The organism is Streptomyces sp. ISL-36, from assembly GCF_018614205.1.
GTDB lineage: Bacteria > Actinomycetota > Actinomycetes > Streptomycetales > Streptomycetaceae > Streptomyces.
Window position 1 is genome coordinate 1 of the sequence record NZ_JAGGOS010000104.1, and the last position, 26,378, is coordinate 26,378.

The 26,378-nt window shown below is 69.3% G+C and carries 17 protein-coding genes and 2 pseudogenes; 6 read left to right on the forward strand and 13 right to left on the reverse strand.

All coding sequences use genetic code 11. From position 1 onward, the window contains the following. Positions 1 to 125: 125 nt before the first annotated feature. The 3 genes and pseudogenes from J7E93_RS25645 to J7E93_RS25655 form a co-directional block, all read right to left on the reverse strand. Entirely contained in the window at positions 126 to 572 is a 447-nt protein-coding gene (locus J7E93_RS25645) for a transposase (RefSeq protein ID WP_215072328.1), read from the reverse strand. 60 nt (positions 573 to 632) lie between these two features. Next, positions 633 to 1,736 (reverse strand): ISL3 family transposase, encoded by a 1,104-nt coding sequence (locus J7E93_RS25650; RefSeq protein WP_215072314.1) that lies wholly within the window; start codon positions 1,734 to 1,736, stop codon positions 633 to 635. Between the two features lie 104 nt (positions 1,737 to 1,840). Next, positions 1,841 to 3,033: pseudogene (locus tag J7E93_RS25655) on the reverse strand (IS3 family transposase). Between the two features lie 89 nt (positions 3,034 to 3,122). On the opposite strand from J7E93_RS25655, the gene J7E93_RS25660 reads away from it, so the two are divergent. Next, a complete protein-coding gene (locus tag J7E93_RS25660; RefSeq protein ID WP_308368786.1) occupies positions 3,123 to 3,650 on the forward strand; it encodes a hypothetical protein in 528 nt (175 codons plus the stop codon). Between the two features lie 540 nt (positions 3,651 to 4,190). Here J7E93_RS25660 and J7E93_RS25665 read toward each other — a convergent pair. From J7E93_RS25665 to J7E93_RS25690, 6 genes are all read right to left on the reverse strand, one after another. After that, on the reverse strand, positions 4,191 to 4,463 hold the full coding sequence (locus J7E93_RS25665) for a hypothetical protein (protein WP_215072315.1): 273 nt from the start codon (positions 4,461 to 4,463) through the stop codon (positions 4,191 to 4,193). Between the two features lie 80 nt (positions 4,464 to 4,543). Further along, positions 4,544 to 5,812: an IS701 family transposase gene (locus tag J7E93_RS25670; protein ID WP_215072330.1), complete on the reverse strand. Its 1,269-nt coding sequence runs from the start codon at positions 5,810 to 5,812 to the stop codon at positions 4,544 to 4,546. 40 nt (positions 5,813 to 5,852) lie between these two features. After that, entirely contained in the window at positions 5,853 to 6,782 is a 930-nt protein-coding gene (locus J7E93_RS25675; protein ID WP_215072316.1) for a hypothetical protein, read from the reverse strand. Between the two features lie 387 nt (positions 6,783 to 7,169). Then, positions 7,170 to 8,558, reverse strand: a complete 1,389-nt coding sequence (locus J7E93_RS25680) for a hypothetical protein (protein ID WP_215072317.1) — start codon at positions 8,556 to 8,558, stop codon at positions 7,170 to 7,172. Then, on the reverse strand, positions 8,474 to 9,280 hold the full coding sequence (locus J7E93_RS25685) for a hypothetical protein (RefSeq protein WP_215072318.1): 807 nt from the start codon (positions 9,278 to 9,280) through the stop codon (positions 8,474 to 8,476). Before J7E93_RS25685 ends, J7E93_RS25680 begins: the two co-directional genes overlap by 85 nt. Next, entirely contained in the window at positions 9,277 to 14,586 is a 5,310-nt protein-coding gene (locus J7E93_RS25690; RefSeq protein ID WP_215072319.1) for an AAA family ATPase, read from the reverse strand. The genes J7E93_RS25685 and J7E93_RS25690 overlap by 4 nt, the downstream gene beginning before the upstream one ends. A gap of 51 nt (positions 14,587 to 14,637) precedes the next feature. Here J7E93_RS25690 and J7E93_RS25695 point away from each other — a divergent pair, with 51 nt between their 5' ends. Beyond that, positions 14,638 to 14,784, forward strand: coding sequence for a hypothetical protein (locus J7E93_RS25695; protein WP_215072320.1), 147 nt, complete (start codon positions 14,638 to 14,640; stop codon positions 14,782 to 14,784). On the opposite strand, the gene J7E93_RS25700 is transcribed toward J7E93_RS25695, so the two are convergent. The 3 genes from J7E93_RS25700 to J7E93_RS25710 are packed head-to-tail and all read right to left on the reverse strand — an operon-like array spanning position 14,768 to position 20,071. Further along, positions 14,768 to 17,485: a TerD family protein gene (locus J7E93_RS25700; RefSeq protein WP_215072321.1), complete on the reverse strand. Its 2,718-nt coding sequence runs from the start codon at positions 17,483 to 17,485 to the stop codon at positions 14,768 to 14,770. The two genes, J7E93_RS25695 and J7E93_RS25700, sit on opposite strands and share 17 nt — an antisense overlap. Continuing rightward, positions 17,475 to 19,541: a DEAD/DEAH box helicase family protein gene (locus J7E93_RS25705; protein ID WP_215072322.1), complete on the reverse strand. Its 2,067-nt coding sequence runs from the start codon at positions 19,539 to 19,541 to the stop codon at positions 17,475 to 17,477. The genes J7E93_RS25700 and J7E93_RS25705 overlap by 11 nt, the downstream gene beginning before the upstream one ends. Further along, entirely contained in the window at positions 19,538 to 20,071 is a 534-nt protein-coding gene (locus J7E93_RS25710) for a hypothetical protein (protein ID WP_251067083.1), read from the reverse strand. The genes J7E93_RS25705 and J7E93_RS25710 overlap by 4 nt, the downstream gene beginning before the upstream one ends. Positions 20,072 to 20,635: 564 nt before the next feature. Here J7E93_RS25710 and J7E93_RS25715 point away from each other — a divergent pair. The 4 genes from J7E93_RS25715 (at position 20,636) to J7E93_RS25730 (ending at position 25,858) form a co-directional block, all read left to right on the forward strand. Further along, positions 20,636 to 20,899: a hypothetical protein gene (locus J7E93_RS25715; RefSeq protein WP_215072324.1), complete on the forward strand. Its 264-nt coding sequence runs from the start codon at positions 20,636 to 20,638 to the stop codon at positions 20,897 to 20,899. 2 nt (positions 20,900 to 20,901) lie between these two features. Beyond that, on the forward strand, positions 20,902 to 21,864 hold the full coding sequence (locus tag J7E93_RS25720) for a hypothetical protein (RefSeq protein ID WP_215072325.1): 963 nt from the start codon (positions 20,902 to 20,904) through the stop codon (positions 21,862 to 21,864). Positions 21,865 to 23,359: 1,495 nt separating this feature from the next. Next, on the forward strand, positions 23,360 to 25,237 hold the full coding sequence (locus J7E93_RS25725; protein ID WP_215072326.1) for a DnaB-like helicase C-terminal domain-containing protein: 1,878 nt from the start codon (positions 23,360 to 23,362) through the stop codon (positions 25,235 to 25,237). Then, positions 25,238 to 25,858, forward strand: coding sequence for a hypothetical protein (locus J7E93_RS25730; protein WP_215072327.1), 621 nt, complete (start codon positions 25,238 to 25,240; stop codon positions 25,856 to 25,858). A 217-nt stretch (positions 25,859 to 26,075) separates the two neighbouring features. Here J7E93_RS25730 and J7E93_RS25735 read toward each other — a convergent pair. Next, positions 26,076 to 26,378: pseudogene (locus J7E93_RS25735) on the reverse strand (hypothetical protein); the annotation flags it as partial.

The window sequence follows — 26,378 nt, forward strand, 5'->3', positions numbered from 1 at the left end:
CCCCGCCCGGCCAACTGACAGCTACCCATCCTGCCCGCCCACACCCCAAAGGACCCCGGAGAACCCGACCACCGCGCCGGGCACTCACCGTGCCCACGGACCGACACTGCCTCGAACAGCCACACTCAACCGCCCGGCAACCCCAACCGAAACGGCGAGGTTAACAGGATGCGGGATCGGAGGAGGTCGAGTTTGGCTCTGCCGTAGCCAGCCCGTTTGAGGAGTTTGACCCTGGTCACCTGGCCTTCGACCTGGCCGGAGCTCCAGGTGCTCGACAGCCCGGCGACGACCGCCTCCCGGTCGTGCAGGAGCCCGTCGGCGAATTGCCGCAGTGCCGGAAGATCATGCTGTCTGACCTGATTGATCCATCCGTCGAGGTCTTCGCCGCGGTGCTCGTGCATCAGCGAGCCGAAGCCTCGGACGTGCTCGACGGTCGCGTCGAGTTCGGGACAGGCTGCCCGGATTTCCTTCAGACCCACGGACTCCTCGGGCCGCAGGTTCTCGGGACGGGTCGTGATCCAGCGCAGGACCCGTCTGGGCTTCGGCAGTGCCGGGGGCGGAGGGACCGTGATGGTGCCCTGTTTGAGGAGCCGAACGTAGGAGTTGACGACGCTCCGGTCGCCTCGGAAGCCCTAGTCGCACACCTCCCGGTGGAGCTGGCTCGCGTTGCGGCATCCCTGGACGAAGCGCTCGTAGATGTAGGGCTTGTAGTCATCCAGCAGGCTCCGGCACTGGGTCACCTTCACCAGCAGCTCGTCGACGTTCGCGGTCCGGGCATAGCGGCGGACCGCGTAGTAGTCCAGGTCCAGTTCGCGGCTGATACCACGCAGGGAACGGCCCTGGGCGAGAAGGCTTTGGACAGCACGGTGCCGTTCGCGGATGGTGACAACGATGCGGCGGGGCCGTCCCCGGACGTCCAGCATCCCGTCCGGCTCCGTCGGCGGCTGAGGTTTCCCGGGCTGGTGCACTGCAGTGTGAGCGGAGCGGATGCAGCCGTAGTGGCCGGTGACGGTCTTCTCCACGGCCTTGGCCAGGTTGTTCCACAGATGCCAGGCATCGGCGACCTGGACGGCCTGAGGAGCGGTGCGCCTGGCGGCCTCGGCATAGGCGGAAGCCCGGTCACGGCAGATGATCTGCACTTCGGGGTGGTCGGCCAGCCAGCGGGCCACCGGCTCGGCCTCGCGGCCAGGCAGCACGTCGATCGGTCGGCGGGCTTCGAGATCAACCAGCAGCGTGGCGTAGGTGTGTCCCTTAAGCAGAGCGAACTCGTCGACGCCCAGTACCCGCACGGCCCCTGGTCTCTCCAGTGGGCTGGCCCGCAGCAGCCGCAGCATGGTGTCCTTGGCCGTCGGCATGCCCAGCCTCCGAGCGAGCCGTGCACCGGGCCGTCCGGCCAGCGTCTGCGCGATCCGAGCCAGCAGGTCATGCAGCACGGGAGTGTGCCGGGCGTGCGGGCGGGTCAGCCCGGGTATCTGCTCGGCGAACGTGACCGCCGGGCAGCCCGTGGTAGGGCATTTGAACCGCCGGATCAGCAGCACGACCACCACCGGCAGCCCGCCCAACGGCCCGTCCGCAAGCCGGCGTTCGTACCGGCCGTGTATACGGCCCGACCACTTTCCACACTGCGGACACCGCGCCGAGCGCGTCCGAGAACGCGCTCGCAGCACGATGGCATTCACGCCTTGGTCCACTGCCTCGACCACCACGCCCGCAAGATGCGGCAATACCTGCTGCAAGCCCCCAGAAACGCACACCCATGCGAACGATCGAGTCGACGCAGCGTCACAAGATCAGCGACAGTGAGCTGCCCCGAGTTTCGTAGAGTCCGATCTTGATTGGTTCAGGCGGACTGCGGGGTTCGTTCCTCGCTCCGCCAGAAGGCTTCCTCGTACTCGGCAGGTGGCACGTAGTCGAGCGCGGAGTGGAGACGCTCTTCGTTGTACCAGGTGATCCACTGGAAGATTGCCCGCTCGACCTGGTCGACGTCCTTCCACGGGCCCTGCATCTCGATCAGCTCGGCCTTGAAGGTGCCGTTCAGCGCCTCGGCCATCGCGTTGTCATACGGGTCCGCGACGGAGCCGACCGAAGCTGAGACGCCGATGTCGGCGAGCCGGTCGGTATACCGAATTGATACGTATTGAGACCCGCGGTCGCTGTGATGAATGAGGCCGGAGTCCTTCTTGATCCTCCGTCTCCACAGGGCCATCTCCAGTGTGTCCAGCGACAGTTCTGTGCGCATGTGGTTCGCGACCTGCCAGCCGACGATCATCCGCGAGTACACGTCCAGGACGAACGCCACATACGCCCATCCCGACCAGGTGCGGACATACGTCATATCCGCTACCTACAGCTGATCCGGCCGCGAGGCGGTGAAGTCCCGGTCGACCAGGTCCGGCGGACGCGGCGCCGACGGCTCCGGCACCGTGGTCCGACGCCGGCGGCCACGGATCACGCCCTCCAGGCCGAGCTCGGCCATCAGTCGCTCGACGGTGCAGCGGGCCACCTCGTGGCCCTTGCGCCGAAGCGCGCGGGTGATCCGACGGGCGCCGTAGGTGCCGCCCGAGGTGGCGTGAGCCTCCTCGGTCAGCGGCATCAGCAGTTCGTCGCGGAGCCGGCGGGCCGACTTCGGCCGCTTCTTGCGGGCGAAATACGTCGACGGCGACAGTTCGAGGACCCGGCAGACGGGATCGACCCCGAGACCCTTCTGACGCAGGTGGTCGATCACCTGCTCGGCCTCGTCCGGGGACGGTCGTTCTCCTGGGCAAAAAACACCGAGGCGGCTTTGAGGATCTCGTTCGCCCGTCTCAACTCCGCTATTTCTTTGCGGAGTTGCTTCAACTCGTCCTGCTCGGCGGTGGTGAGCCGGTCGTCCCGCTCGCCTCGGTCGGCCTCGGCCTGGCGGACCCAGCCGCGCAGGGCTTCTTTGTGGATGCCCAGATCTCTGGCGACGTGCGCGATCGGGCGGCCGGTGGTGCGGACCTCGCGGATCGCGCGCTCGCGCAGTTCGTCCGGATATTTACGGGGTGCTGCCATGGTGCTGGTGGTTCTCCTTCGCCAGGAACGTAACCCTGGCATCAGGGACTCCACAAATCTCAGTACAGCTCAGGACGAAGTGGGCGGCCGTGGCAATAGCGGTCATCATCGTGCTTGGAGCTGCAGGCTGCGGCAAGAGCAACAGCAGCACCGGGGCAACCGCCGCTCCAGTGTCGGCGTCGCCACGGCCCAAGGGCACCGGACCGCTCACGAAAGAGGTCGTGCGCACTGATCTCGACACCTCGCTCTCGGACGCGGGCGTTCCGGCGAACGACCCAGAATATGCCCGTACGTTCGAGGAGGGTCCGGCCGGCTCGCTGCCATCATGCACCGTCACTTTCAGAAGCGTCGGTGACGAGACGGCCCCCCTTGACTTTGCCCGCTACAAGGCGGTGGTGGGCGAACTGCGCGAGCGTGACTGGCAGCAGTCCGGGGGACTGAGGGAGCACGAAAACCTGGACGGGGTTATCGGCGACGCCCTCGCGATCCTCAGGCAGCGTGGTTGGACCATGGATGCGCAGTACGGGACCGCTCAGGAGAAGAGCGCGATCACTCTGACGGCCTACAACGACGTATGCATGAAGAAGAACGGTGTCGACGCGAGTTCGCTCGGCTGACCGGGTCACCCCTGCTTACGGGACGAAGTCGCGAACGAGCGTGTTCACCGCACTGGTGCGGGTCAGAGCTTCCAGGCGTTGGTGCATCCCTCGTTCCAGCGCTCGTCGAGGTAGGTCTTGTACTCGTCGAGGACGGATGGCCGGTTCTGCCATGGGCCGGTGAACAGCTCCTACGGCGCCAACAGCGCCGGCGAAGCGCTGGACGGTGCGCCAGGTCATGCCGAGCTGGCGTTGGATCGAACGGCGGCTGTGGCCGGCTTCCAGCACGGCGTGGACGGCGGCGTGCCGGGCCCGGGTCTGGTCGGCGAACCGGTGGCCGGTCGGCTACCGCGAGTCGGCCGTCTCCTCCTCGGAGGCTGGTTCAGGCTGTTCAGGCCCGTCCGCGCCGTCTCGGGGACAAGGACGCGCAGGCAGCCTCCCCAGCGACGCGCATCGCCAACCAGCGAGCCCGGCAAGGTCCCTGCTCCGGAGGGAAATGCCCTGGCCGATGCCGGCGCGCGGTGCCGCGTTCCCGGAGGACGGACGTGGGTCAGGTGCGGATCAAAGGTTCATACGCCTGTCGGCAAACGTCAAGGCGCTGTCCTGGGCGGGTGCCTCGCGTATCGTCCACTGGGTTTCCCGTACCTGGGACCTCAGTGGTTCTTCGATGTCGAGAGCGTCGAACGGACGCGCCCACGTGACCGCGATGGCATGCCGGTGCTCGAGAGGGAAGTCGTTGCGGTAGGCATACGGTCCGGTGACGCGGCCCAGGAGGTAATTCTTGGAGCCGCTCATGGGCACGTAGAACACATCGCCCTCGCCGACCTCGTGCATGATCTTCCACAGCTCGGCTGCGTACTTCTTGGCGGCGCCCGCCGTGATGAGCTTCTAGTACTCCAGTCTGGTTTCGCGATCTATCCGGCGGGTTCGTCAGTCGACCGTCGCCGGTAGTGGCTGCGGCGGGCTGTCGCCTGGTGGCGTCTGCGCCAGATTGACCAGTGCAACCGCCTTGTCGCAGTGACGACTTGTGTGTCGAAGACGACGGTTAGCAGGTGGCGGATCTCCGGGACGGTCAAGGAGATCGGTTCGCTGCTGCGAGCTGAGCGGTGTGGATCGGTGGGCCGTTTCGGTGCCGCGTCGGCGGCGACGGCGGTCAGGAAGGCCAGGGCGAGCATGGCGAGGGTGATGTGCCGGTGCCATGAAATCCAGTTGCGGACCTGGTAGTGGTCGAGTCCGACCTGGCTCTTCGCGGCCTGGAAGCACTCCTCGACACTCCAGCGGACCCCTGCGACGCGGACCAGCTCGGCGAGGGTGACCGCGGTGGGTGACCAGCACAGATAGAAGGCCAGTTCACCACTGGTGCGGTTGCGGCGGATCAGCAGGTGACGGTGTTCGTCGGTGCCGATGTGGATCCAGGCCCAGTCGTAGTGGCGCGGGCCCTTCGCGCCGTTGCCGGCGCTGTGCCGCTGCCAAGCGGTGGCGGGCAGACGTCCGGCGACGGTGTCCGCGCGGACGGGGGTGCGGCCGTGGTTGATCCGTACCCGCATCGAGCAGGCGACGGCCATCACGTAGCCGGTCCCGTGTGTCTCCAAGGCGGCACGGAGCTGCGGGTCCTGCCCGTATGCTTCGTCGCCGGTCACCCACGGCGCCTGGACTCCGGCGTCCAGCGCGGCGGCGACCATCTCCCAGGCCAGGCGGGGCTTGGTCGCGAACGTGATCTCGTCGGGTATCCCGGCCGCCCGGCGGCGCTCAAGATCGCCGCACCAGGAGTGCTCGGGCAGGTAGAGCCGGCGGTCGATCAGCGCCCGTCCCTGGCTGGTGGCGTAGGCGAGGAACACGCCGACCTGGGAGTTCTCGATACGTCCGGCGGTGCCGGTGTACTGCCGCTGCACCCCCGCCGAGGCCCGGCCCTTCTTCACGAAGCCCGTCTCGTCCACGATCAGCACCCCGCCGTCGGTGCCGAGGTGCTCGACGGCGTAGGCGCGCAGGTCGTCACGGACGGCATCGGCGTCCCAGCGGGCGTAGCGCAGCAGTCGCTGCATCGGTCCCGGTCGGATGTGTCCGGCCTGTTCGGCCAGCTGCCAGCAGTTCTTCCGCTCCGCCTTCGACAGCAGCCCGAGCAGATAGGCACGGGCACTCGCCCGGGGTTCAACTCGGCCGAAACGGCCCGCGATCCGGGCCATGGCCTGGTCGAACATCACCCGCCAGCGGGCAGGGTCTACGCTATGGCCCGCGGCCACCGCACGATCTTCGTTTGTCCACACACCAACCGATGATCACGCGGTGGCCGCACCCGTTCCCAGCCAGGTCCCACAGCAAGATCGCTCCGGCAGTCGCGCACCGGATCGGCTCCCAGTGCCTCCTGCACGGTCCCGGCCAGCGTGGCTGCGACCTCCCGTGCCTCCAGCCACACAGGGATTTCGACTGCGGATCCGTCCAGGCCTGGGTCAGTCCCTCGCTCCACCAGCGTTCCGCCTCCTCGCTCTTGCCGGCCCCCATGGGGGCTACCAGGACACGCAGCGCGCCAGCAGGCACCCCTACCACCGGATCGGCTTGCTCTGTCCTCCACTCCAGCGCTGCCTCTACTCGGTCGGCGGGGGTAGCGCGCAGGCGGACGACGGTGCGGGCACGGCTGCTGTTCGATGCCAGGGCCAGCGCCTCGGCGCGTGAGCGTGAGCGTGCCGAGAACGGCAGCAGAGCCGTCAGCCGCTCCAGGAGGTCGTCCGTGCCGAAGGACGCGGCGGCGACCTCGGCTGCTTCGGTGTCGCTCAGAGTCCGAGCCACAGCCTGGGAGTGCCTCTGGATCTGCTTCCTTTTCCAGGTGCGCAGGCGATCCGCCGGATAGTGCTCCGGCGTGGCGTCGATCTCGAAGGCATGCCGTCCGCACAGCGGGATGAGGTTGTTGAAGCTGCGGTTGTCTTCCTCGCTCATCTCGGAATCCCACCGAGGTCCGCCTTCGCTGCGGGCATGGATGTGCGCGACCTGGCTGTTGAGGACGCGCTGGCCGGTGGCCGGGTTCTCCCGGTACAGCGGCTCCCCGCAGTCGGGGCAACCACAGGTCAGTGCGGTGGCATACAGCTCCTTGAAGGTGCTCTCCGTGGGAGTGGCATGCCGGCGGGGAACACGGCCGGCAGACGGGACGTCGGAACCCATGTGCACAGTGTGACGGGCCCGCCGCCACCCGCGCAGACAGAACGCGCCGCGCTGCATCCGGCTTTACCTCAGGCTGATCCGGTCAGGATCTGGGCCGTGGCCCTCCCGGCTGGCTTCGTGGGCAGCGACGTCGGGCTCATGATCGAGCCACTGCTGGCACACAGTCCAGTGGATACGAGGACTGCCCGCGTCGCGGAGGAAGACATCGGCGACGAGGTCCCGCGAGCAGGACCTCGTGCCATGGGCACTGCATACATGGTCAGCGCGCTGCGGCTGCGGCCTGCTCCACCGGACGATCTGCACGATCCGTGACTTCATGCCTCGCACCGTAGCCGGGAGCGGCCACAGGAACAGGGTCGGATACACAACCCGCCCGTGCCAGGGCCGTCACGGACCGGTCGGGGGGTCCTTGTAGGCCGCTTCGATCGCGCCGGCATTGATCAGTGCGATCCGCAGCTGTTCATGATCGGATGTGCCGTCCGCCGTGCTCTGGGCGAAGAGCCGGGCCGCATGCCCCTCAATCTCCCGCTGGTGGAACAGATCCACTTGGGTGCCGAGCAGCGCTGCGGCAATACGCAGGGCATCAGCGGAGTCGGGGTGCCGGCCTGCGCGTTCAGCGACCTGGTAGGGCGCCTCCAGCGCCGGCTGCAGGGCCACGGTAAGGGCGGTCAACTCCAGCCAGGTGCGGTCGTCGAGACGGTCGGCATAGGCAAACCGCCCCGCCCCGGTGAGAGCAGCGGGCTCCAGCTGCGCATCGAGGGCACTGCGCCACAGCGCCGCGGCGCGTTCGGGCCACGGGCTTGTTTCTTCGCATTGGATCAGGGCTCCGGCGATGCGGCACAGCACCTCGGACACGGCCTGGGGGCCGCCGTCCTGCGCGGCGAGTTCTGTCAGCAGTACGGTGGCCGGGCCCAGGGCCTCGGAGCCGTTGAGGAACGCCAGGATGATCTTGTCGATGGCGGGGATTCCGTCCGGGCCGGCCGCCGTTTGCAACAGGGCCGTGCGGTCCAGGCGTGCCAGGACGCCGGTGTGCGGGCGCCCGTGCCGCAGCCAGGTCGCGGCCGGTCGCCACGGGGCGTCAAGGGAGTAGAGCCGGTCGGCGTGCTCCTCTGCCCATGCCGCGTCGACATGCGTCAGTTGGCCGAGGCAGAAGCCGATCACCGCCAGGGCCTGGTCGTCGGGCTCGTCCTCCAGCAGCCGGGTCAGTAGCGTGCGGACCGGGTCGGCCAGGGTCTGGCCGGTGCGGTGAGCTTGCTTGACCGCCCGGGCGATCAGCGACAGCAGCCCTGCCCCGCCCGGCTGGTCGATGGCCGTCAGCAGCGGCTGCCGGGTGTCGGCGCGAGGCTGCGTCCAGTCGGTGACCAGGCCCTCCATCCACGCGACGGCGCTGGCTTCCTCCCCTGATGCGGTGTCCAGCAGCAGATCGCTCTCCCACGCCCGGTGCAGCAGGTTGCAGATCACCCGCTGCAACTGCTCCGTGCCCGGGCCGTCTTGCCCGGCTGCCGGGCGGGCGGCGAAGGCGGCCAGGGCGATCGGAGCGAGCTCGCCGTCTGCGAGTTTTCCTTCACGGGCGGCCCGGTGCAGGGAGTTGAAGTAGGCGGCCAGCACGGTCGGGGCGCTGGCCGCAGCCGCCGCCACACCGTCCGGGTCGCGGGCCCACAGTGGCGGATCCTGGGCCACGAGGTCACTGATCAGACCGGCGCGAGCACCCTCGGCGTCGACGTCGGTGCGCTTGACGGGCGCGGCGACCAGCTGGCCGACCGCGGCCGACGCCACGGACGGGTCCACAGCTGCCGGGGGGCCTGGGAGACGGGCAGCGTGTCAGGCGGTGGATCGCCGTTGAGGGCCTCCAGGCCGACGATGATCTGTAGTTGGCGGGCGGGCCGATCTGGATGGCGGCGTGCAGGGGTGCGCTGCCGCTCGAAGAGGCCGATCTGTACCCAGCCTGCATGGGGGCCGTCGTCCACGCGAGCAAGGGCTGCGGCGCCGCCCGGCAGGATGCGCAGGCCTGTGAGCGAAGCGAAACCGGGCGTCGGCCACGGTTTGTCCGCTTGATGGCTGTCGCTGAACCAGGGTGCTGGATCGAGCGAGCACACCAGCGCCTCGGGACGGGTCAGGGGGCGCGGAACGCGGGCGAGTTCGGCCCGCAGGGCTGCCCGGGGGTCGTCACGCAGTCGTGCGGCCGCGTGATGTTCGAAGTTTTGGGCGTTGCCGAGCTGTCCGGCTTGGGCGAGTGCGGCACGCAGGCCGGCGGCGGCGTGCTGCAGGGCGTCTTCGGCGGCGGCGTGGTCGGCGAGGTAGGCATCGGGAAGTTGGCTGCGGTGTCCATTGGTCAGCAGGTTCAGCTGAGTTCCCATCAGCGTTTCGACGTCGGGGAAGGCATCGGCTACGAGGTCGATGACGGTCTCACGAAGCCCGGGTGGGTTGCCGGCGGCATCGAGGCGATCACCCAGATAGTTGTCGACGAGGTCGGCCGCGTATTGCCGCGGGTCGTTCATGCGCTCTCCTTGGGGTCGGAGAGGGCGGCAACGGCGCGTACGAGTATCGGATGGGCCGCAGTCGCTGGCGGTGAGGGCGGCTGGTGGCCGGCGCGGGCCAGGACGGCGGCGGCCTCGGCGCGGACGGACAGCATGTCACTGCCGCACAGCGTCACGAGCTGGTCGAGGAGGGCGGCATCCAGGGGCCCGTCAGGCAGGTGGCTGTGCAGGACGGTCAGGGGCCAGGTCAGGGGGGCAGCGCCGAGGCTGAAGGAGAGGACGTGTGCGAGTGCAGCCTGGGCCGGGCCGGGGCGGCCGGCCAGGAGAACCGTCGCTGCGATTAGGGCGCGGCGTTTGTCGCCGCGTTCGGGCAGGGCGAGCGTGGCCAACGCAAGCCGGCACAGCGCCGTGTCGATGTCGTGCTGGGTCGTCTGCTCGGGCACCGGGAGGTAGGCGCCGTGGTCGAGGCGGGCGCGGCCGGGCAGGCGGTGGGCGATGACCTCGTATGCCGCGTCCCAGCAGGCGAGGGCGCTGGCAGCCGTCGGCGAAGCGTGCGGGGGCTGAACGGCGAAGGCCGAGACCAGGGCCAGGCTGACGCCGATTGTGCGGTGGTAGGACCCCTCGGTAACGGCGTGGGTCACCTGGTCTGCGAGATTGTGGGCTGCGGTGTCGGCGTCTGCGACATGCGCCTGCCGCCACAGATCCAGCCGGTCGTTGCCGGCGAAGGAGCGCCAGCCACCGCCGCCGCGCGTCTTGGTGTAGGCGAGCATGCCCGCCGTGGCCGCGAGCGGGCCCAGGACATTGGGGTCGGTGTCCTGGCGCATCTGGAATCCCGAGGCGAGGTCGGCCAAGAGCTCAAGAGGGCTGGAGGGGGTCATCTCGTCGGCGATGCGGTGCAGGAGCCGGATGGCGGCTTCGGCTCCCTGGCCGTCAAGGATCTCCAGTAGCCGCCAGCCGACCGCGTTGGCCAGGGCGTCCCTCGACCACCGCGGGCCCAAGGGGGCGTCGTATGCCTTGCTGTTGCGGTCGCGGACTGCGGCAAGTACGCCGGCGGCACCTTCCGGCAGCGTCGGGCGCTGCTGGGCGTGCAGGTAGGCGCCTGTGGTGGGGCGCTTCTCGGGGCCCGACCAGTTGCGGGAATTGTTGGTGGGCACGGGACGGGGCGTCCAGGGCGGGCCGCCTTCGCCGCCACAGCGCTGTGCCGCCGTGCGCAGCGCAGCGGTGGGCTCGGCTCCGGCATTGTGCGACACGGCGAACAGGGTCTGGTCGTCGTAGGTGGAAGTGATCGCGTTGGCCAGCACCGGCAGGAGACGCAGTGTGTGTGCCGCGTCGTCGGCGGGCAGGTCAGCGAGCCGTGTGAGCAGGGCGATGTCCTGGTCGATGCTGCGGCTTCCGGGCCCTGCTGCGATGCGGAGCGCGGCCAGGACGACGGGATCGGCCTTGTCCGCCTGGGTGGTCAGCAGCTGGTGGTGGGCCGCGTCCACCCGGCTATCGGGCAGTCCGGGCTCGGTCAACAGTACCTGGGCGCCCAACTGCGCGGCAGCCTGCGGATCCAGGCGCGTCAGCAAGCGCCACCACTCGGCAGGCGTTCCCGCCGTCCCCCGCCCGTCGGTGCGGTCCGCGACGAGATAGACAAGAGGCTGCGTACGCGCCAGCCGCACACGCGCCTGGACGGGATCGGCTTGCGCCAGTTGGGGCAGCGGATCGAGCAGCTCCTCGATCGTGATGTCCTTGTGGCTGCCGTAGGCGCCCAGGTCGCGGGCGGCGCGTTCCCAGCAGCGTTGTGCCTCGTGTGGGTCGTCGCAGGCGAGACTCACGCGGGCCATCTCAAGCTCGAAGTCGGCGTCCTCCGCGTACAACGCTCGGCTCTCGGCTTGTGCTGTGCGCAGCGTGCCCATGAGCTCGCGCACGACATCGGCCCCGGCCTGGCCGACGCTCGCCGTGAGCAGGGACAGCAGCTCCGTGGTGACCAGAGGGCCGGTTCCGGCCATGCCCATGAGGGAGGTGGTGGTGCCGCGGCTGACGGTCTGCAGGGAGGTGATGCCGAGCGCGACGTCGTTGCCCCGCAGCAGCGCGACACCGTCGTTCAGTACTTGCCGCACCTGCCGATGGATGTCCGCAAGATCGCAGGCCCGCGGCTGGCCCGTGAACGCGTGCGCGTGCTGGGCCAGTTGCTCGAGTGCTACACGCACGGTGGCGGACGCGGTTTCGGCCGCAAGGGCACCCGCCCCGACATCACGGTGCAGGCCGACAGTGGCGAGAGTGAAGCGCAGCCAGGCACGGTAGAAACCTTCGCCGTCCAGAAGGGGGAGCAGCCGGACGGGCGCCTGCGGATCGGCTGCGTGCGCCACCGTGAGCAGTGCCAGCCACCTGCTCACCGGCTCCGACAGGCCGCTGGCCCGGTCGGTCAGCACGTCGCGAGTTGCCTCAGTGAGAACAGCGCTGATATCTCCGGAAAGGACGTCCTCGGCCAGGTCCGCCGTTGTCAGACCATGACGGAGCAGACGCCGTGGGTCGCACGGGCCGCTTGCCCAGGCCGCCGTGGCCAGCGTGCGCGCCGACGGCAGTTCGCCGCCGGCGCTGTCGCGGGCATCGGCCAGATACAGCAGAAGTGCGGTGCGCCGGTCGGAACGGCCGATGAGCTCGACGCTCTCCACCAGCGGAACGAAACCGAGACAGTCCAGCAGCACATCGAGCGCAGGCTCCAACGGCGGCGGGTCCTCCTGGTCAAGGAATTCAGCCACCCGTCGCGCGAGCGGGCGTTCAAGGGCAGAACGGTCGGTACCGTGGTCCGGCAGCCGGATCCGTCCGCGCAACTCCGCAAGGAAGACGGACTCGTCGCTGGCGGAACCGTAGTGGGTACTCTCATCCTTGCTTGCCTCGTCCCAGGCCGTCAGGTACGCCTCCCACGGGGCGGCGTAACCCGCCCGGTCGACCGCCGCACACAGCTGCAGGCCCCACCGCGCCGCCATCGTGGTCACACCCTCGTACATCAGGCTTGCCGCCACGCGGTCGGCTCCCGACAGCGCCACCAGCACATCCGCATACGGCACCAGGGAGCCCGGCAGGCCCTCGTCCTCGTAGGTCGCCCGCGCCCGGGTCAGTTCGATACAACGCACCAGCGTGGGCCAGTCGTTGCGGGCCGCCGCCCGCCGTGCGGCCACGGTCAGGGTGTGGACGACGGCCTGCGGGGGCTGCAGCCCGGCAATTGCGCGGGAGAGGAAATCGGGCCCGATCAGCAGAGCGAGTTCGTCGTCGCGGCCCAGAGCGGACAGAAGTTCGGGCAGGTGCCGGAAGGCGCGAGGGTCCGTGAAAAACCCGCGCTCGGAGAGCCACTCCGCAGCCCGGACCCGTACCTGATCGACCCACCCATGGTCACCGTCGATCCGCCGGATGAAGCGGCTGAAACTCTCATGATGGATCTTCAGTCCGCCGATGCCCGGCTGCTGCGCGACGATCGGCGCCACGCTGTTCAGCGCGGCACCGAGTTGCATTCCGGGCAGCGGGAAGATCTCCTCGAGCTCCGATGCGGTCACAGCGAAGTCACAGACCGCGAGCATGCTGACAGCAGAACGCTGCCCGGGGGTCAGACCGGCCAGCAGATAGGCGTAGTAGTCGTCGAGGTCCTGCGCCGACGACGGCACCGTCCGCAACCTCTCCAGAGGATTGCCGACACCATCCGGCGCCGGCGCCGCTCCCAGGCCCGGGGCAGGACCAACGGCCTGCCGGCACAAATACGTGGCGTACAGGGCGTTGCCTCGAGAGCGCTCCTCGACCAGTGCGACCGCGGCCTCCGCCCGCGCAGCGGGATCGAGCCCCTCACCGGCAGGGGAGGACGCCAGGGCCGTCAACACGCCCAGACGGTCCGCCAGAGCATGCAGTTCGGCGCGGTTGAGCGGGGCAACGGTGAGACGGGAGGCACCGGCGTCGACGGCCTCGAGGTGAGGGCCGGGCTGACTGGCCAGGACGAGCACGACACCGGGCGGCAGTTCCAGGGCAGAGAGGTCCGCGACCAGCGAGGCCGCCGGGTCCACCCGCGGACGAAAGGCGCTGCCGGTGGTGGATCCGAGAACCCGGCTGACATGGTCGATACCGTCCACGATCAGCGCGATCGGCCGGTCCGGTGCCAGGCCGCGCGCGGCAGTGACCGCGGCCGTGAGCGTCTCCGGCGTGGCCGCGTAGCGTGGCCTGACCTGCGCCAGCGCCTCCGGAACGGCCGTCCCCAGCTGCTTCAGCAGGCTGCCGATCACGACCTCGGTCAGCACACGCTGCTCACGGTCGATGTCCGCAGCGCCGAGCCAGCAGTGATGCCGCACCGCCAGCCAGGTCTCCCGCAGCGCATCCCCGAGCTGCTCACACAACCACGACTTGCCGATGCCGGGAGCCCCGGTGACCACCACGACACCCCCCTGCTGAGCAGTGTCCTTCACGGCCGCGACCACGCCCGTGAGCACCGTAGGACGGCTCACCTCGGTGGCACGGTCCACGGGGTGCCCCTCACGGACCGCTCCGAAGTCGACTTCCAGACTCAGACGAGGAAGCAGGTCCTCGACCATCACGGTCCCCGCCCGGCTGCGCGCCGCTTTGGCCGCCTCGATCAGGGCCAGCGCCACCTCCTCGGGCGTGCGGTGCCGGTTCGGCGGCCGTCCGGCACCGAGTTCTTCGGTGATGCGGTGCAGCAAGGCCGCCTCGGCTGGCCCGGGCTCGCGAATGTTGAGCGAACACGCCGGAAGATCCGTGTCGACGACCAGGGATGCGCAAGCGCGGTTGAGCAGGTCATCACTGACCTGGGCGAGCATCTCCTTCCACGGAGCGTGTGCACGCAGCGCAGCGGCGTCGAAACGGAACCGTTTGCTGCTCAAGCCGTGCAGTGCAGGCCCGGGATCGGTGCTCGCGTGGATCGGGCGCAGCACCCGGGTCAGCTCGGGATCCTCCGGCTCCGTGTCGCGTACCACGAGGCGGTGCGAGGCACCCGGATCCGAGGTGAAGTCGTGGTCCATGGAGGAGAAGAGCAGATCCAGGCGTAGGCCTCGCTTGTCCTTCGTGAAACTCTCCAGCGACAACGCGCGGTCGTGATCCGTGTGCTTGATCTGCAGCCGCTCGCGGCTGCCGGTGCCCCACTCGCACGTGATGTCATCGAATCGGTCCCCGGTGAACATCTTCGTGTCGACCAGCAGGGAATTCGCACGTCCCACCGCCAGGTCCACCAGCCGCAGCGCGGTGAGCAGGTCCTGGTAGGCGTAGCCAAGGTGTGTCGGGCGCAGCCCCATGCTCACCTCCAGCGTGCCTTGCTCACTTGGCACCCCCATGGTGCGCGTCGCGGTCACCCTAACCTCCCTGACGTACCGGGACGGAACGGAAACCCAAGGGGAGATCGTGTGTGCAAGATCCAGCTGGCCTGGGAACACCTGGAAGGTTGGGCACCAGCAGCGGCTCTCGCACGCGAGATCGACGGCGACGGCCGCCCTTACCTGGTCGTCGACGGCTTCGCGTACCAGACAGGGGGTGTCAGGCTTCCACGTTGATGCCGTAGTCGGTGGCCAGGCCCGCGAGGCCGGTGTTGTAGCCCTGCCCGACAGCGCGGGCCTTCCATCCGGTTGTGTGGCGGTAGAGCTCCACTGCGACAGTGACGGTCTCGCCTGAGGAGAACGGCCCCGGCCCGAAGGCCAGTTGGGCGCCGGAAGGCTGGGTGATGTCTGCGTGCCACTGGGTGTGCTGGTCGAAGACGGTGGTGGGTTGGGCCTCGAGGTCGATGCTGACGATGACGGCGATGGAGGTGATGTCGTCGGGGATGAGATTCAGATCGGCGGTGACGGTGTCTCCTCCGACACTGACCCCGTCGTGACTGGGGTGGTTGTAGAAGACGAGGTCGTGGTCGTTGCGTACCTTGCCGTTGCGGGTGAGGAGTACAGCGGAGACATCGACGGGTGCGCCGGTACAGGTGATGCGGACTGTCGTCGGCTCCGTGGCCACGGCCGTGTTGGCACCCTTGGCCAGCAACTGCTCAGCAGGGTTCTCCCCGTTGCGGGCCGGGACGGCGGGGGAGGGGGGTGCGATCGGCGGCAGGCTGGTACCACTAAGAGCCGCGATGACATGCTGAAGGATGGGCCAGCCTTCGGTCTCCTCGCCAGGCCAGGGCCAGGTCAGCCGCTGAGCGCCGAACTCCTTGGCGGTCGGCGGCCGCCCGAGTGCTTCCTGTAGTTGAAGGTGGCGCAGGCTTTCGGTGGCCAGGCGGCTGAGCTGCCACTGCCGTTGGGTTTCCTCTGGGCTGTTCACCCATGTGTCGTGGTCGACGGGCTTGCCGCCCAGCTCCTGGTACACCCGGCGGGCGAAGTCGTAGCCGTCGCCGGCCAGCAGGCGGGCGGGCCGCTCCTGCGGGGAAGACGCCGGCTCGCCGATGGCCGTGTACAGCGCCCCCAGGTCGCCGCCCGTCCAGTGGTTGGCTGCCGTGGTCGCGAACCGGGCGAACTGGGGCAGCGTGGGGGGACGCCCCTTGGCGGCGACGAAGCGGTGATGCTGGTGGGCGACCTCCTCCAACTGGGAGCGCCAGCGGCCCTCCACGAAGGCACCGAGATACTGCTCGGCCCAGGCCCGCCGGTGTCGTGTGATGAGGTCCCGTACCCGCTCGAAGCCGTCCCGGCGGGTGCCGTGACTCATGCTGGAGGTGAACGTCATCTGCCCATACGGGGTCTCGACCGTACTGTCCTCGCTGTCCGTGATCTCCTCCGGCCCCAGGAGTTGTTCGGCGGCTTGCAGTTCGCGGAAGAAGGCGGTGTCGACCGGGCATCCGGCCGCGCGCAGGGCGGCCAGCGGCCTGCTGTAGTAGCGGTCGACGCGGTCCAAGGTGGTGCGGGAGTAGGGGCCTTCGCACACGAACCAGGCGGTCAGGCCCACGCCGTGCCAGAACTCGGCCGCGGGACCGAGGGCTTCGGCCATGGTCTGGTGCGGGCGCGGGTTGCTGACGATGCTGCCGGGATACCGCAGGAGCGTCACCGTCTCCCACAGCCGCCCCACCCGTTCGAGGACATCGGCGGGCAGACGCTGCCGATACAACTGGGGGGTCAGCCCCTGCTCGGTCCGGTTCAGACTCATCAGATCCTGATCGACCAGCCCCCACAACGACGGCATTCCCCGTGACTGGGCGGCATGCGCATGGTCGAAGCCCGCCCACCAGCCGCGCAGAGCCGCAGCCCGCTCCTCCACCGGAGACAGAGAACTGCCGCCGCCGAGGAAGGCCGCGAGCATCGCATGGACCTCGTCCTCCGCGATGCCCGCCTCGGCCGCCATGCCGGCCGTCTGCATGGCCATGCCGACGTACAGACGCGGCTCGGGCAGAGCGGTGATGATCTCCTCATCCGGGTGCGGGGGAGCCTGAAGGTAATCCAGCACCGCCAGCCAGTCACCCCCGAAGTACGCGGAGACGACCGGCTGCAGCTCTTTGGTGAGCACCCGGCGCGCCAGGGCTGTTCCCGTCCTGGCCTTCTTGGCGAAACCAGCCATCAGCCCTTGCAACCGCTGGATCCGGTGACGTGCCGCAAGCTGCACGAGGTCGGCGGCGGCAAGGGTGTCCAGCAAACGAAGGCGGGCCTGCTGCTGTCCCGCACGGTCCAGTTGGTGCCAGCCGCCGCCGAAGCGGAAGGCTTCCAGCGCGCTCTCGTCGATGCCCAGCAGCCGGTATCGCTCCTCGATGAGTGTCCAGAACCGCTGCTGTTCTGTGCGAGGGAAGATCTCTCCTGCCGCCCGCAGCCGGATGGGCTGAAGCAGTGTCTCGAACAGCGGCACCAGCAGCGCCCACAGCAACACCGTGTCCCAGTCCTCCACAGCGGTGAGGCGGGCGGTGTCATCGGCGGCCAGCGTCAGGGCGTGGCCAGGGCGTTCCCGCAGCAGATACGGCAGATTGACTGCCCCTGCCTTGACCGAGAGTTTCTGGGGCAGGTACCACGCCCCGAGCCGCTGCTGCTCCTGGACCCCGAAGGCGTTGACGCAGAAGACTTCCTCTTCCCGGGTGAGGGCCGTCACCTTGGCGGTGTCCGGCGTGTGGCGTCCTCGGCCGGGGACGACGGTGGCCACCGGCCGTCCGGCGAGCCCTGTGGCCAGCAGTCTGGCCGCCAGGGCGTCGATGTCGGCGAACCGTTGCTGCTGCCCGGCCGCCCGCTCCAGGGCGAGTGCCTGCTCGGGACTGCATTCCACGGTCGGCTGCCACCAGCGGGTCGGGTCACTGGCCACCGGTCAGCCTCCGCATGTACTCGACGAACTGCTCAAACGGCACCGGCGCAGCGGTGTTCTGCGCATAGACGGCGTAGCGCTGGGCCATCAGCTGCATCTCCCGCTCCGTCCTTCGGGCCTCCACACGGTCCAGCTCGTGCACCACGCGCTGCTCGACGCGTCCCCGCTCGTACAGCACGAACGCGTCCACCCCGCCGAGGCCCCCACCGGCCCCCTCCGCGGCGCCGCCGGGGCCGGGGAGATCCCCTTCTAGGGTGGTGGCATCTATCAGCGGGACATCCAGGAGCACAGCGGGATCCATGTCGTTGTCCGCGCACATGGCCTCCAGATGCTCCTCCAGGCCGAGTTCGGCATGGCAGACCACGTCCAGGTACTGCTGGTCGGCAGCCACCGCGGTCTGGCGCAGGACGCGGACACCGCGGCCGACGAACTGGTAGAACTCGCCGAAGCTGCCATAGGGGCGCAGCGGGACGACCACGGTGATGGGCGGGAAGTCGTAGCCCTGGCCGAGCATCCGCAGCTGCACGATGCCCTGCAGATCCCCGGCGTCGGACTCGAAGCGCCGCCGGGTGGAGGCGATCGCGGAGGCGGGCATGCTGTGGTGCAGCGTGGCACTGGGGATCCCGTACTCTTCGGCGATCCGCGCGATCTGTTCAGCATGCGCCTGGCCCATCGCTGCGAACAGCGCCCTCGGCTTTACGGGTGCAAGCAGCTTGGCCTGCGCATCCAGACACGCCCGCGTCACGGCCATCACCTGGCGGATCGGCGCCTCGGACTGTGCGGTGATGCGTGCCATCTTCCGCTCGTCGCCCAGCGTGGCCAGCAAAGCATCACGGCCCACGATCTGCTCGCGCCGCCCGTCCGGCCACACCGCCTCATACACCGTCGACGCCACCTCGGGAGCGAACCGGTGCACCCGCAGGTTCTTCGCCGACCCGTCCGCGACGGAGTCGACCAGCCGGTAGCGGTAGACGACATCGGCGTCGATCGGCTTGCCGTCCAAACGCTGGAAGCACGCCGACATCAGCAGTGTGCGCGCACCCTGGAAGTGGGCGAACAGCCGCTGGTAGGAGGCGCTGGCCGCGATGTGCGCCTCGTCGACGACGATGAAGTCGATGTCCTCCGGCTCCAGCTTGGCCAGCAGGTCTCCGTCACTGTCGCCCGTGCCCAGCGCATGGAAGTTGGTGACCAGGATGTCCGCGTCCAGAAGCCGCTCACGGCTGACCTGGCTGATCTGCCCGTCGTCCGCGTCCAGGACGAGCGTGGCCGGCGGGCGGGCACCGGGCAGCAGCGGCCCGCCCGCCAGCCCATACAGGACGTTGCCCGGCATCCCCGGATCGAGGGCCTTGGCGAAGGTGCCGCGGATAACCGAGCCCGGGGTCACCACCAGCGCCCGCCGTCTGCTGAACGACAACGCGGCCGCCACCCCCAAGGCCGTCTTGCCCGACCCCACCGCCATCACCGCAGCCGCATGCCGGCCGCCGGAGGCGTAGTAGTTCGCCAACGCGGCCAATGCCTCGTCCTGGCACGCCCGCAGCGGCGCCCGGTCCACCCTGGCCTGTACACCGGCGAAGTACGCCCCGCCTGTGGGCAGTTCGGCACCGCCAGGCGGATCGGCCGCCCGCATCGGATCGCCAGCCATGTCCGGGATCTCGATACGCGGCATGGCTGTCACCAGCGGCGCCAGGAGCGGATCCTGCCTCAGCATCGCCTGCAGCTGGGCCACGCAGCGCGCCGTGTCCGTACGCACCGCGTCGTAGGAGAACCGCAGCACCGTCAGGCCGGTCGCGGCCAGATCGTTCTGTCGCAGCCGGTCATAGGTGAACGCGGCCCGGTCACTGTGGAAGGCGAACCCGTCGAGCTCGACGGCCAACTGCAGCGCCTCACCCGCAATCAGGTAGTCCAGCCGGTAAGTGCGCTCGTTGACGGTGACCGGGTGCTGACTGTGCACCCGCGCAACGATCGACGCGTCCACGGCCGGCGTGAGCACCCACCGCAAGAACGCCTCCTCCAAGTAGGAGGCAGCCGGGATCAGTCGCTCCAGACCCGCACTCATGACGATCCACCTTGTGCCGCAGCCTCGGCAACCAGCGCCTGGGCTTTCTCCGACAGCCGGGCCGCCACATCCTCGCCCTGTCCGAAACGGGCCAACCGCCGCGCCAGCTCAAGTGCTTCCGCGAAGGCGCCCTCGCGCTCCAGCAGGCCGATCAACCGTGGCACCGAGGACACCCGCACAAACGCCGCCGGAGCATCAGTGGTGTCGAAGGACACCGCGTGCGGGATTGCTTCCATCAACTCCAGGTCCAGCAGGGCGAACACCTCAAGCGCGGCGAGGGCCCCAGGCTCCGCACGACGTGTACTCCACAGCCGATCGACCGCGCTCTGCAGAACAAAGTGGTAGTCCCTGGCCGAGCCCGGAAGCTCCAGCGCCTCCCAGACACAGGCGATCAGCTCAGCGCCGCGCGCGTCGAACGGCACATGCCGGCTGGCCGGTGTCGCAGACGTACTCCCCTCGGCGGTCGGCCACATCGGCGAGCCGTACGACTCGTCCGGACGAACCCCTGCGCCCGGCAGCGCCTCCCGCATGACACCCGGGCTCCCGGCAAAGGCAAGGCCAGGGACAGCCGCCATGCGTTCAAACCACGCCCCCACGTTCCCCCTTCACACAAAGAGGCCTGCACCCTCACCTACAGCGAAGTCGCCCCACCCGCCCCCTGCGGTGCTTCATTGTCGCAGCCACACACTCTCTGCACCCCGAAAGGGGATATGTACTCCGCTCTCCGTCACCCGCCCCGGCGGGCTGCTGCCGGTCAAAGAAGGGGAACCAGACGCCCTTGTCGCCCACTCGACCTCGTGTCCTGGGTCGGGAATTTCGCTTCACATGCCTCTCGGCCAGCTGCACCCGGGATGGCGCACACTCTGGATGGTTTCGGGTTAACTCGATTTTCCAGGTGGTCTGAGCAGGGACGAACGACGTACCTGCGTTTCACGACGGTGAACACGTCAGCCTGAGCGGGCGCCGATCAGACTGGCCTTGAGAGCGTTGGCGAGGGAACCTTGAGGCATCGACGGCGGGCACGATCCCGCACCAATCTCTTCCCGAATCACTCGGGTTGGGTGCCTCACCCCTACCTTCCTGGAGTTGCTCTCATGTCCGCCTTTCCCCTGCCCGCCGCCAGCCCCGAGCCGTCGGCGTTCTGCTCCACCCGCCTCCCCGCCCGCACCCGGCCGGGTCGGCTGGGCATCCCCGAGGTCGTGGTCATCGTCGTGGTCGTCCTGGCATCGGCCGGACTGGCCGCCGGCAACCGGCCCGTCCCGGCCGCGCTGGTCGTGGTGGCCGCCGCCGTGGCCGACCTGATCACCGGCCGCCGCTCCAGCGAGGTCGCCAAGCCCTCCCGCCGCCGCAGCCGGTGACGATGGGCCGCCCCACCAAACCCGTCGCCGTCGGCACCAGCCCCCGACTGCGGGTCCTGGCCGCCTACCTGCGCCAGCTCAAGGGCGAGACCCGTACCACCTACGCCACCCTCTCCGAGCGCACCGGCCCACCGGACGCGCCCGGGTACCGCGGGGCTTCCACCCTCAGCCAGGCCGCCCGCGGCACCCACCTGCCCCCGCTCGAGACCGTCCTCGCCTACGCCCGCGCTGCCGGCGAGCCCGGCAGCCACTCCACGCAGCGGCGGGAAGCGACAGCCCTGAGCCTGTGGAAGGCAGCTGCAATCGAGAAAGCCCGCCCGCACCTGACCGGCCGCGGCCGACGCACCCGGCAGGTCCGCACCCCCGCCTCCCTGGGCCAGGAACTGACGCGGCTGCGCCTGCGGGCCGGCCGGCCCTCTTACAGCGCCATCGAGAAGGCGACCAAGGCCGACGGGCACCGTGTACCGCGTTCGACAGTCCACCTGATCCTGGGCGGGAAGGTCCTGCCCAGCCGAGAGCAGCTGTCCGGGCTCCTGAAAGCCTTCGACGTGAGCGTCGTGGACGCCACCCAGTGGCACGCGGTCCTTGACCGCATCGAGGACCGCCGGCAACCGCCCGAGCCGCCCCGGCGAGGCAGAGGGTACGCGTGCGCGGACGCCGACCCGGCTGTGCAGGAGTACCTGGAACGCCGCGAGCGCGACGAGGAGATCAAGCGCCGTACCGGGCAGATCCATCCGGACGAGACGTACGAGGACTACGAAGAACGGATGCGCGAGAGGGTGTTCCAGCAGCAGACCTCGGACGACTGGCTGTACGAGGACTACGACGAACCTGAGGGCGACGACGAGCCGGAGGATGAGGCCCAGAGGCAAGCGCGGGCCGCTGAGCAGGCCGCCTTCCGAGCCCAGTTGAAGGCCTTGGTAGAGCGCGCCACCCCCACGGGGCAGGTTGCCGATCATGCCTGACAGCTCTACCGGCTACCGTCTTCCGCCCATCGCCACCCATCCTCCCGGGCAAGATCGGGCGTGATCACCCGCGACTCCCACCCCGGCGTTACATAATTCCGCCCGACATTATGTACCGTCAGCTAGGCTAGGTGGCAGCGTTACATTTTTGGCGGTCCGGTCGTTCCGCACTGCTGGCGGCCGCTGCCGAGCCGACTGCTCGACCTTCCCCTCGCAACCCGCTTGCCGCTTCTGCTCTTGGAGTCCCCGGGTGTCCTCCTCGCGTTCATCCCACACCGCCGGTGAGGCGTCTTCCGGCGCTGCCGTGCCGGACAACTCCGCCCACACTGCCCCGCCTGCAGCCTCAACGGAGCCGTCCGACCAGGCTCCGAGCTGGGCGGGCAACTGGCCCCTGAGTTTCCCGACGCCTCCCACCCCGTCCGCAGCGGCCAAGACAGCCTCCGAAGACGCTGGCCGCCGACACGGCGAGGACAGCCAACCCGAATCAGTTGAGGGCCCGTTGACCAAGCCGGGAACAACCTCCACCGCCCCTGACGTGGAAACACCACACTCCCTGTCGCGCACCGGCCCGGCGACGCTGCACGAGGCCCGCAGCACACTCAAGCAGATGATCAACGCCGCCATCGAAGGGCACCCCACACCCCTGACGCGCGGCCCGCATCATGCACTGCTTACCACCCCCGCCCACGCAACCGAACTGGGCTGGGACCTCACCCAAGCCCCAACCCACAGCTTCGCGGGCGCTCGCAAAACGCTGGGGGACCTGATCCAGTACGGCGCGGAGGGCCACCCCCAGGTGCTGTGCCGCCACAAGACCCCCGTCGCCGTACTGCTCGCCGCAGCCGTGGACGGCACCCCCGCCCCGCCCGCACCTCAAGCCGAGCCCACACCCGACACAGCAGCTCCGGCTGCAACAGCAGCCCCGGACTCCACCACAACACCCCCTGAGGGCCGGCAAGCGGTCCGGAACCCCCTTCCGACCACAGCAGCCGAAGCCGAGGCCGAGGCCGCCAGAGACCTCGCACCCGTGCCGACAACTACCCCTGCCGAAGCGGCCGCTGCACCCACCACGCCCTCGGAACGACAGCCGGAATCGGCGCCAGCAGCCCAAGACACGCCTGCGCCTGCCAGTACACCCCCCGCCTCACCCGGCACCATCCCGGCCCCACCGGCCCCACCGACCATCCCCACCGGCTCGCCAGCCGCTACCGCTCCAACCCCCGCCACCCCCACACCCGGCCCCCCGGCACTCCAGCACCCGGTCACACCGCCGACCGCCCTCCCCGGACCCCCCTCGGCCCCACCCGAGCAGGGCCGGCCGACCCCCGCTCCCGCGACGCCCGGTACCGGCCATGAGACCGCCATCCCGGCCGGCGGCCCACCAGCCATCACTGCGCCGCGCACTCTGCGGCGCCTGGCCGCACTCGCGCAAGCCCTGGACACCGTCCTCCCGACCACCGTCCCCACCGGTGAAACCACCACACCCACACCCCTGATGGGTCTGTCGACCGGCATCCGCGCCCTGGACGACGCCCTCGGCGGCCTGCAGCCCGGCCGCTTCTATCTCGTTGCCGCCGCCCCAGGCGCCGGGTCCAGCCTGATCGCCACTGCCGCCTCACGCACCAGCGCCCTCGACCAGCACCGACCCGTCCTGTACGCCGCCTCTGGACTCACCCGCGCCGACATCGCCGCACGCATCGTCGCCGCGCACCTGCCTGTCGACTACCGTCGCCTGCGAGCCGGCCGCCTCACTCCCACCGAGCAGGACGACACCGCGGCCCTCCACCACCACCTGGCCTCAGCCCCGCTGTACATCGACGACGGCACCGACCTGACCACCGACGCGATCGCCGAAAGCGTCCCGGACCTGCCCGGCCTGGCCCTCGTCGTGGTCGACCGCCTGCAGACCACCGAAGACCCCCGGCTGCCGCTGTCCGGCACGGCCCAGATCACCGACGCCGCCCAGGCCCTCGCCCACCTGGCCCGCACCCACGAACTCCCCGTCCTCGCCGCCGTCGACACCGACGACCCCCAGCTGATCGCCGCGCTCGGCCTTGACATCACCATCACCCTGACCCGCGACGCCGACCAGATCCACGCCACCATCACCGAACGCGACCTCGGCCCGCAGACCACCCTCACCCTCCACGCCGACCTCGCCCACGCCCGCATCACCGACCCCACCCACCCCTACGCCAGCCCCACCCCAGCGCCACAGACACCACCGACCGCGAGCCCGCACACCCCCGCACAGACACCGCAAGCACCCCTCCAAGCCCCCACCAGCCCGCCCCCGGACCCCACGCCCACCGAGCCCGCCCCGACAGCCCACACCGCCGCCCCACGCAGGCCATCGCCCCGCCCCACCACCGCCCCACCCCCGCCCGAGGGCGGCTACGCAAACCGGGACTACAGCTACTTCACCGGCATGATCACCCGCGCCGTCGACGAAGCCCTCCACGACCACGACGGTGACATCACCGCCGCAACCGAAGCCCTGGTGAAAAAGGCCGTCCCGAACGCAATGGCCCTGTTCGAAGCAACCCGCGTCGGCGGGAATTACGAACACACCGTCTACCCGGAAACCCTCGAATTCCTCCGAAAGAAAACCAAAGACGGCGCCGACGAAATCTGGGAAGGCCGCCACAACTGGACCAACACCCACCTCATGGACGCCCTCCAAAACGGCACCCACCCCCCGATCACCGTCAACGCCCTCGACACCAACGCCAGCTTCCTGTCCGCCTTCAAAACCCACCTGCCCATCGGCGCCCTCATCCACGACCCCAACGGCGGCTTCGACCCCAAGCGCTCCGGCATCTACTGCCTCCCCACCCGCCCCACCTGGCACCACCCCGACCTGCCCGACCCGATCGGCAACCGCCGCGAAGACGGCCCCGTCCTCCTCGACGACGCCACCATCCGCCTCCTCATCCGCTGCGCCCGCCTCGGCCTGTGCGAGGCCCCACACATCACCGAATGCTGGACCTCCGGCACCAGCGAAGGCCTCCTGGAAAAATTCCGCCGCGTCCTGACCGAAGCCCGCGAAAAAGCCATCAAAGCCGACGACACGGTGACCATCGAATACATCAAAGCCATGTACTCGAAATTCACCTCCACCATCGGAGAATCAAGCGTCAACCGCGACATCCGCCGACCCGACTGGATGCACATCATCCGCTCCCAGGCATTCGCCAACCTCTGGCATAAATCCCACCGAGCCCACAGCAACGGCCTGACCGTCGTCCGCGTCCGCGGCACCGACGAACTCCACGTAGCAGGCGACTGGCGCACCGTATTCACCGAAGGCCGCCTCACCACCCAGATGAAACAAAAAGACCAATACCCCCTGCCGAGGAAGAGCGCCCGATAGATGTCGACCGACGGATGGAAGAACTTCGGCAACTACGGCGCAGACCGCGACCCCGGAAACGTCCACGGAAAAGTCGCCCTCGCCCGCGCTCTCGAAGACGCCCTCGAACGCATGATCATCGACGGCGGAATCAAATCCCCAGTCGACACCCGCCGCGGCCTGAAAGCCCGCATGCGCTACCTCACCACCACCAAAAGCGGCCCCCAAGCCCTGGCCGACGCCGGCATCCACGCCACCCCCGCCACCATCCGCGCCTGGACCCGCGGCACCCAGCGCCCACGCCCAGCCAACCTCGAAGCGATCGACACCGCCTACTGGAACCTACGAGCCCACAACGTGCTCACCAACCCCGGCGCCCTCAAGCAACACCTCAACCGCAACGGCCGCGGCACCCGCATCGAGATCCACCCCGTCAACCAGACCACCGTCGACGAGCCACGCCGCCGCGACAACCTGAGGATCCAGCACCGGCAGGTCCGCTACATCTGGGACGACGCCGTCGACGCCCTCGTCGCCAGCGACCTGGACACCATGGAAGACCTCTGGGACGACGTCATCGCCGAGCTCGACTCCGACTGGGGCGCCTACACCTACGTCTCCTACATCGGCATCGGCGCCTGACATGACCACTGACGGTCTGCGAGGGAGTGCCAATTGGACCTCGTCGTCTGGGCGTCAGTGGCGCAGGTGCGATGCCATCGTCGTTGGTGCGGACGGGTGGTGTTCACCCGTTGTGGCATGAGTGACGAAGAGCCATGTCATTCTCATGCCGACCACCAGCCTCGCCTCTCCGTGCTCGTGGGGCTGCTGCTCGCCGTGCTGGTCGCCACCGTGGTGGTCAGGCGGCGCGGGCGTCGGCCTTGGGCGGTGGCGGTTCTGGGACGCGGGCGCCCGTCAACGCCGGGGGAGGGCCGGGCCGTTGCTGGTGGGTTTTGATCTGGTACAGGACCGTGCCGGCGTCGGGGGTGTGGGTGATGAGGTCGATGACGGGGGTGTCGGGTGGGGTGGTGCCGTTGCGGTGTGCTTCCCGGCTGGCCGACCGGTACATGACGGCGAAGGCGTCCGCGAGTACCTGGACGCCCGCGGCCATGACGGTGGGAGCGTTGCGGATGCCGGGGTCTGCGGCGAGGGCTTCGATGGC

Bases quoted from the DNA above. Each gene is read 5' to 3' on its own strand.
- J7E93_RS25665 (WP_215072315.1), bottom strand. From the start codon at position 4,463: ATGCACGAGGTCGGCGAGGGCGATGTGTTCTACGTGCCCATGAGCGGC.
- J7E93_RS25670 (WP_215072330.1), bottom strand. From the start codon at position 5,812: ATGGCCCGGATCGCGGGCCGTTTCGGCCGAGTTGAACCCCGGGCGAGT.
- J7E93_RS25675 (WP_215072316.1), bottom strand. From the start codon at position 6,782: ATGGGTTCCGACGTCCCGTCTGCCGGCCGTGTTCCCCGCCGGCATGCC.
- J7E93_RS25685 (WP_215072318.1), bottom strand. From the start codon at position 9,280: ATGAACGACCCGCGGCAATACGCGGCCGACCTCGTCGACAACTATCTG.
- J7E93_RS25705 (WP_215072322.1), bottom strand. From the start codon at position 19,541: ATGAGTGCGGGTCTGGAGCGACTGATCCCGGCTGCCTCCTACTTGGAG.
- J7E93_RS25710 (WP_251067083.1), bottom strand. From the start codon at position 20,071: ATGCGGGAGGCGCTGCCGGGCGCAGGGGTTCGTCCGGACGAGTCGTAC.
- J7E93_RS25715 (WP_215072324.1), top strand. From the start codon at position 20,636: ATGTCCGCCTTTCCCCTGCCCGCCGCCAGCCCCGAGCCGTCGGCGTTC.
- J7E93_RS25720 (WP_215072325.1), top strand. From the start codon at position 20,902: ATGGGCCGCCCCACCAAACCCGTCGCCGTCGGCACCAGCCCCCGACTG.
- J7E93_RS25725 (WP_215072326.1), top strand. From the start codon at position 23,360: ATGGGTCTGTCGACCGGCATCCGCGCCCTGGACGACGCCCTCGGCGGC.
- J7E93_RS25730 (WP_215072327.1), top strand. From the start codon at position 25,238: ATGTCGACCGACGGATGGAAGAACTTCGGCAACTACGGCGCAGACCGC.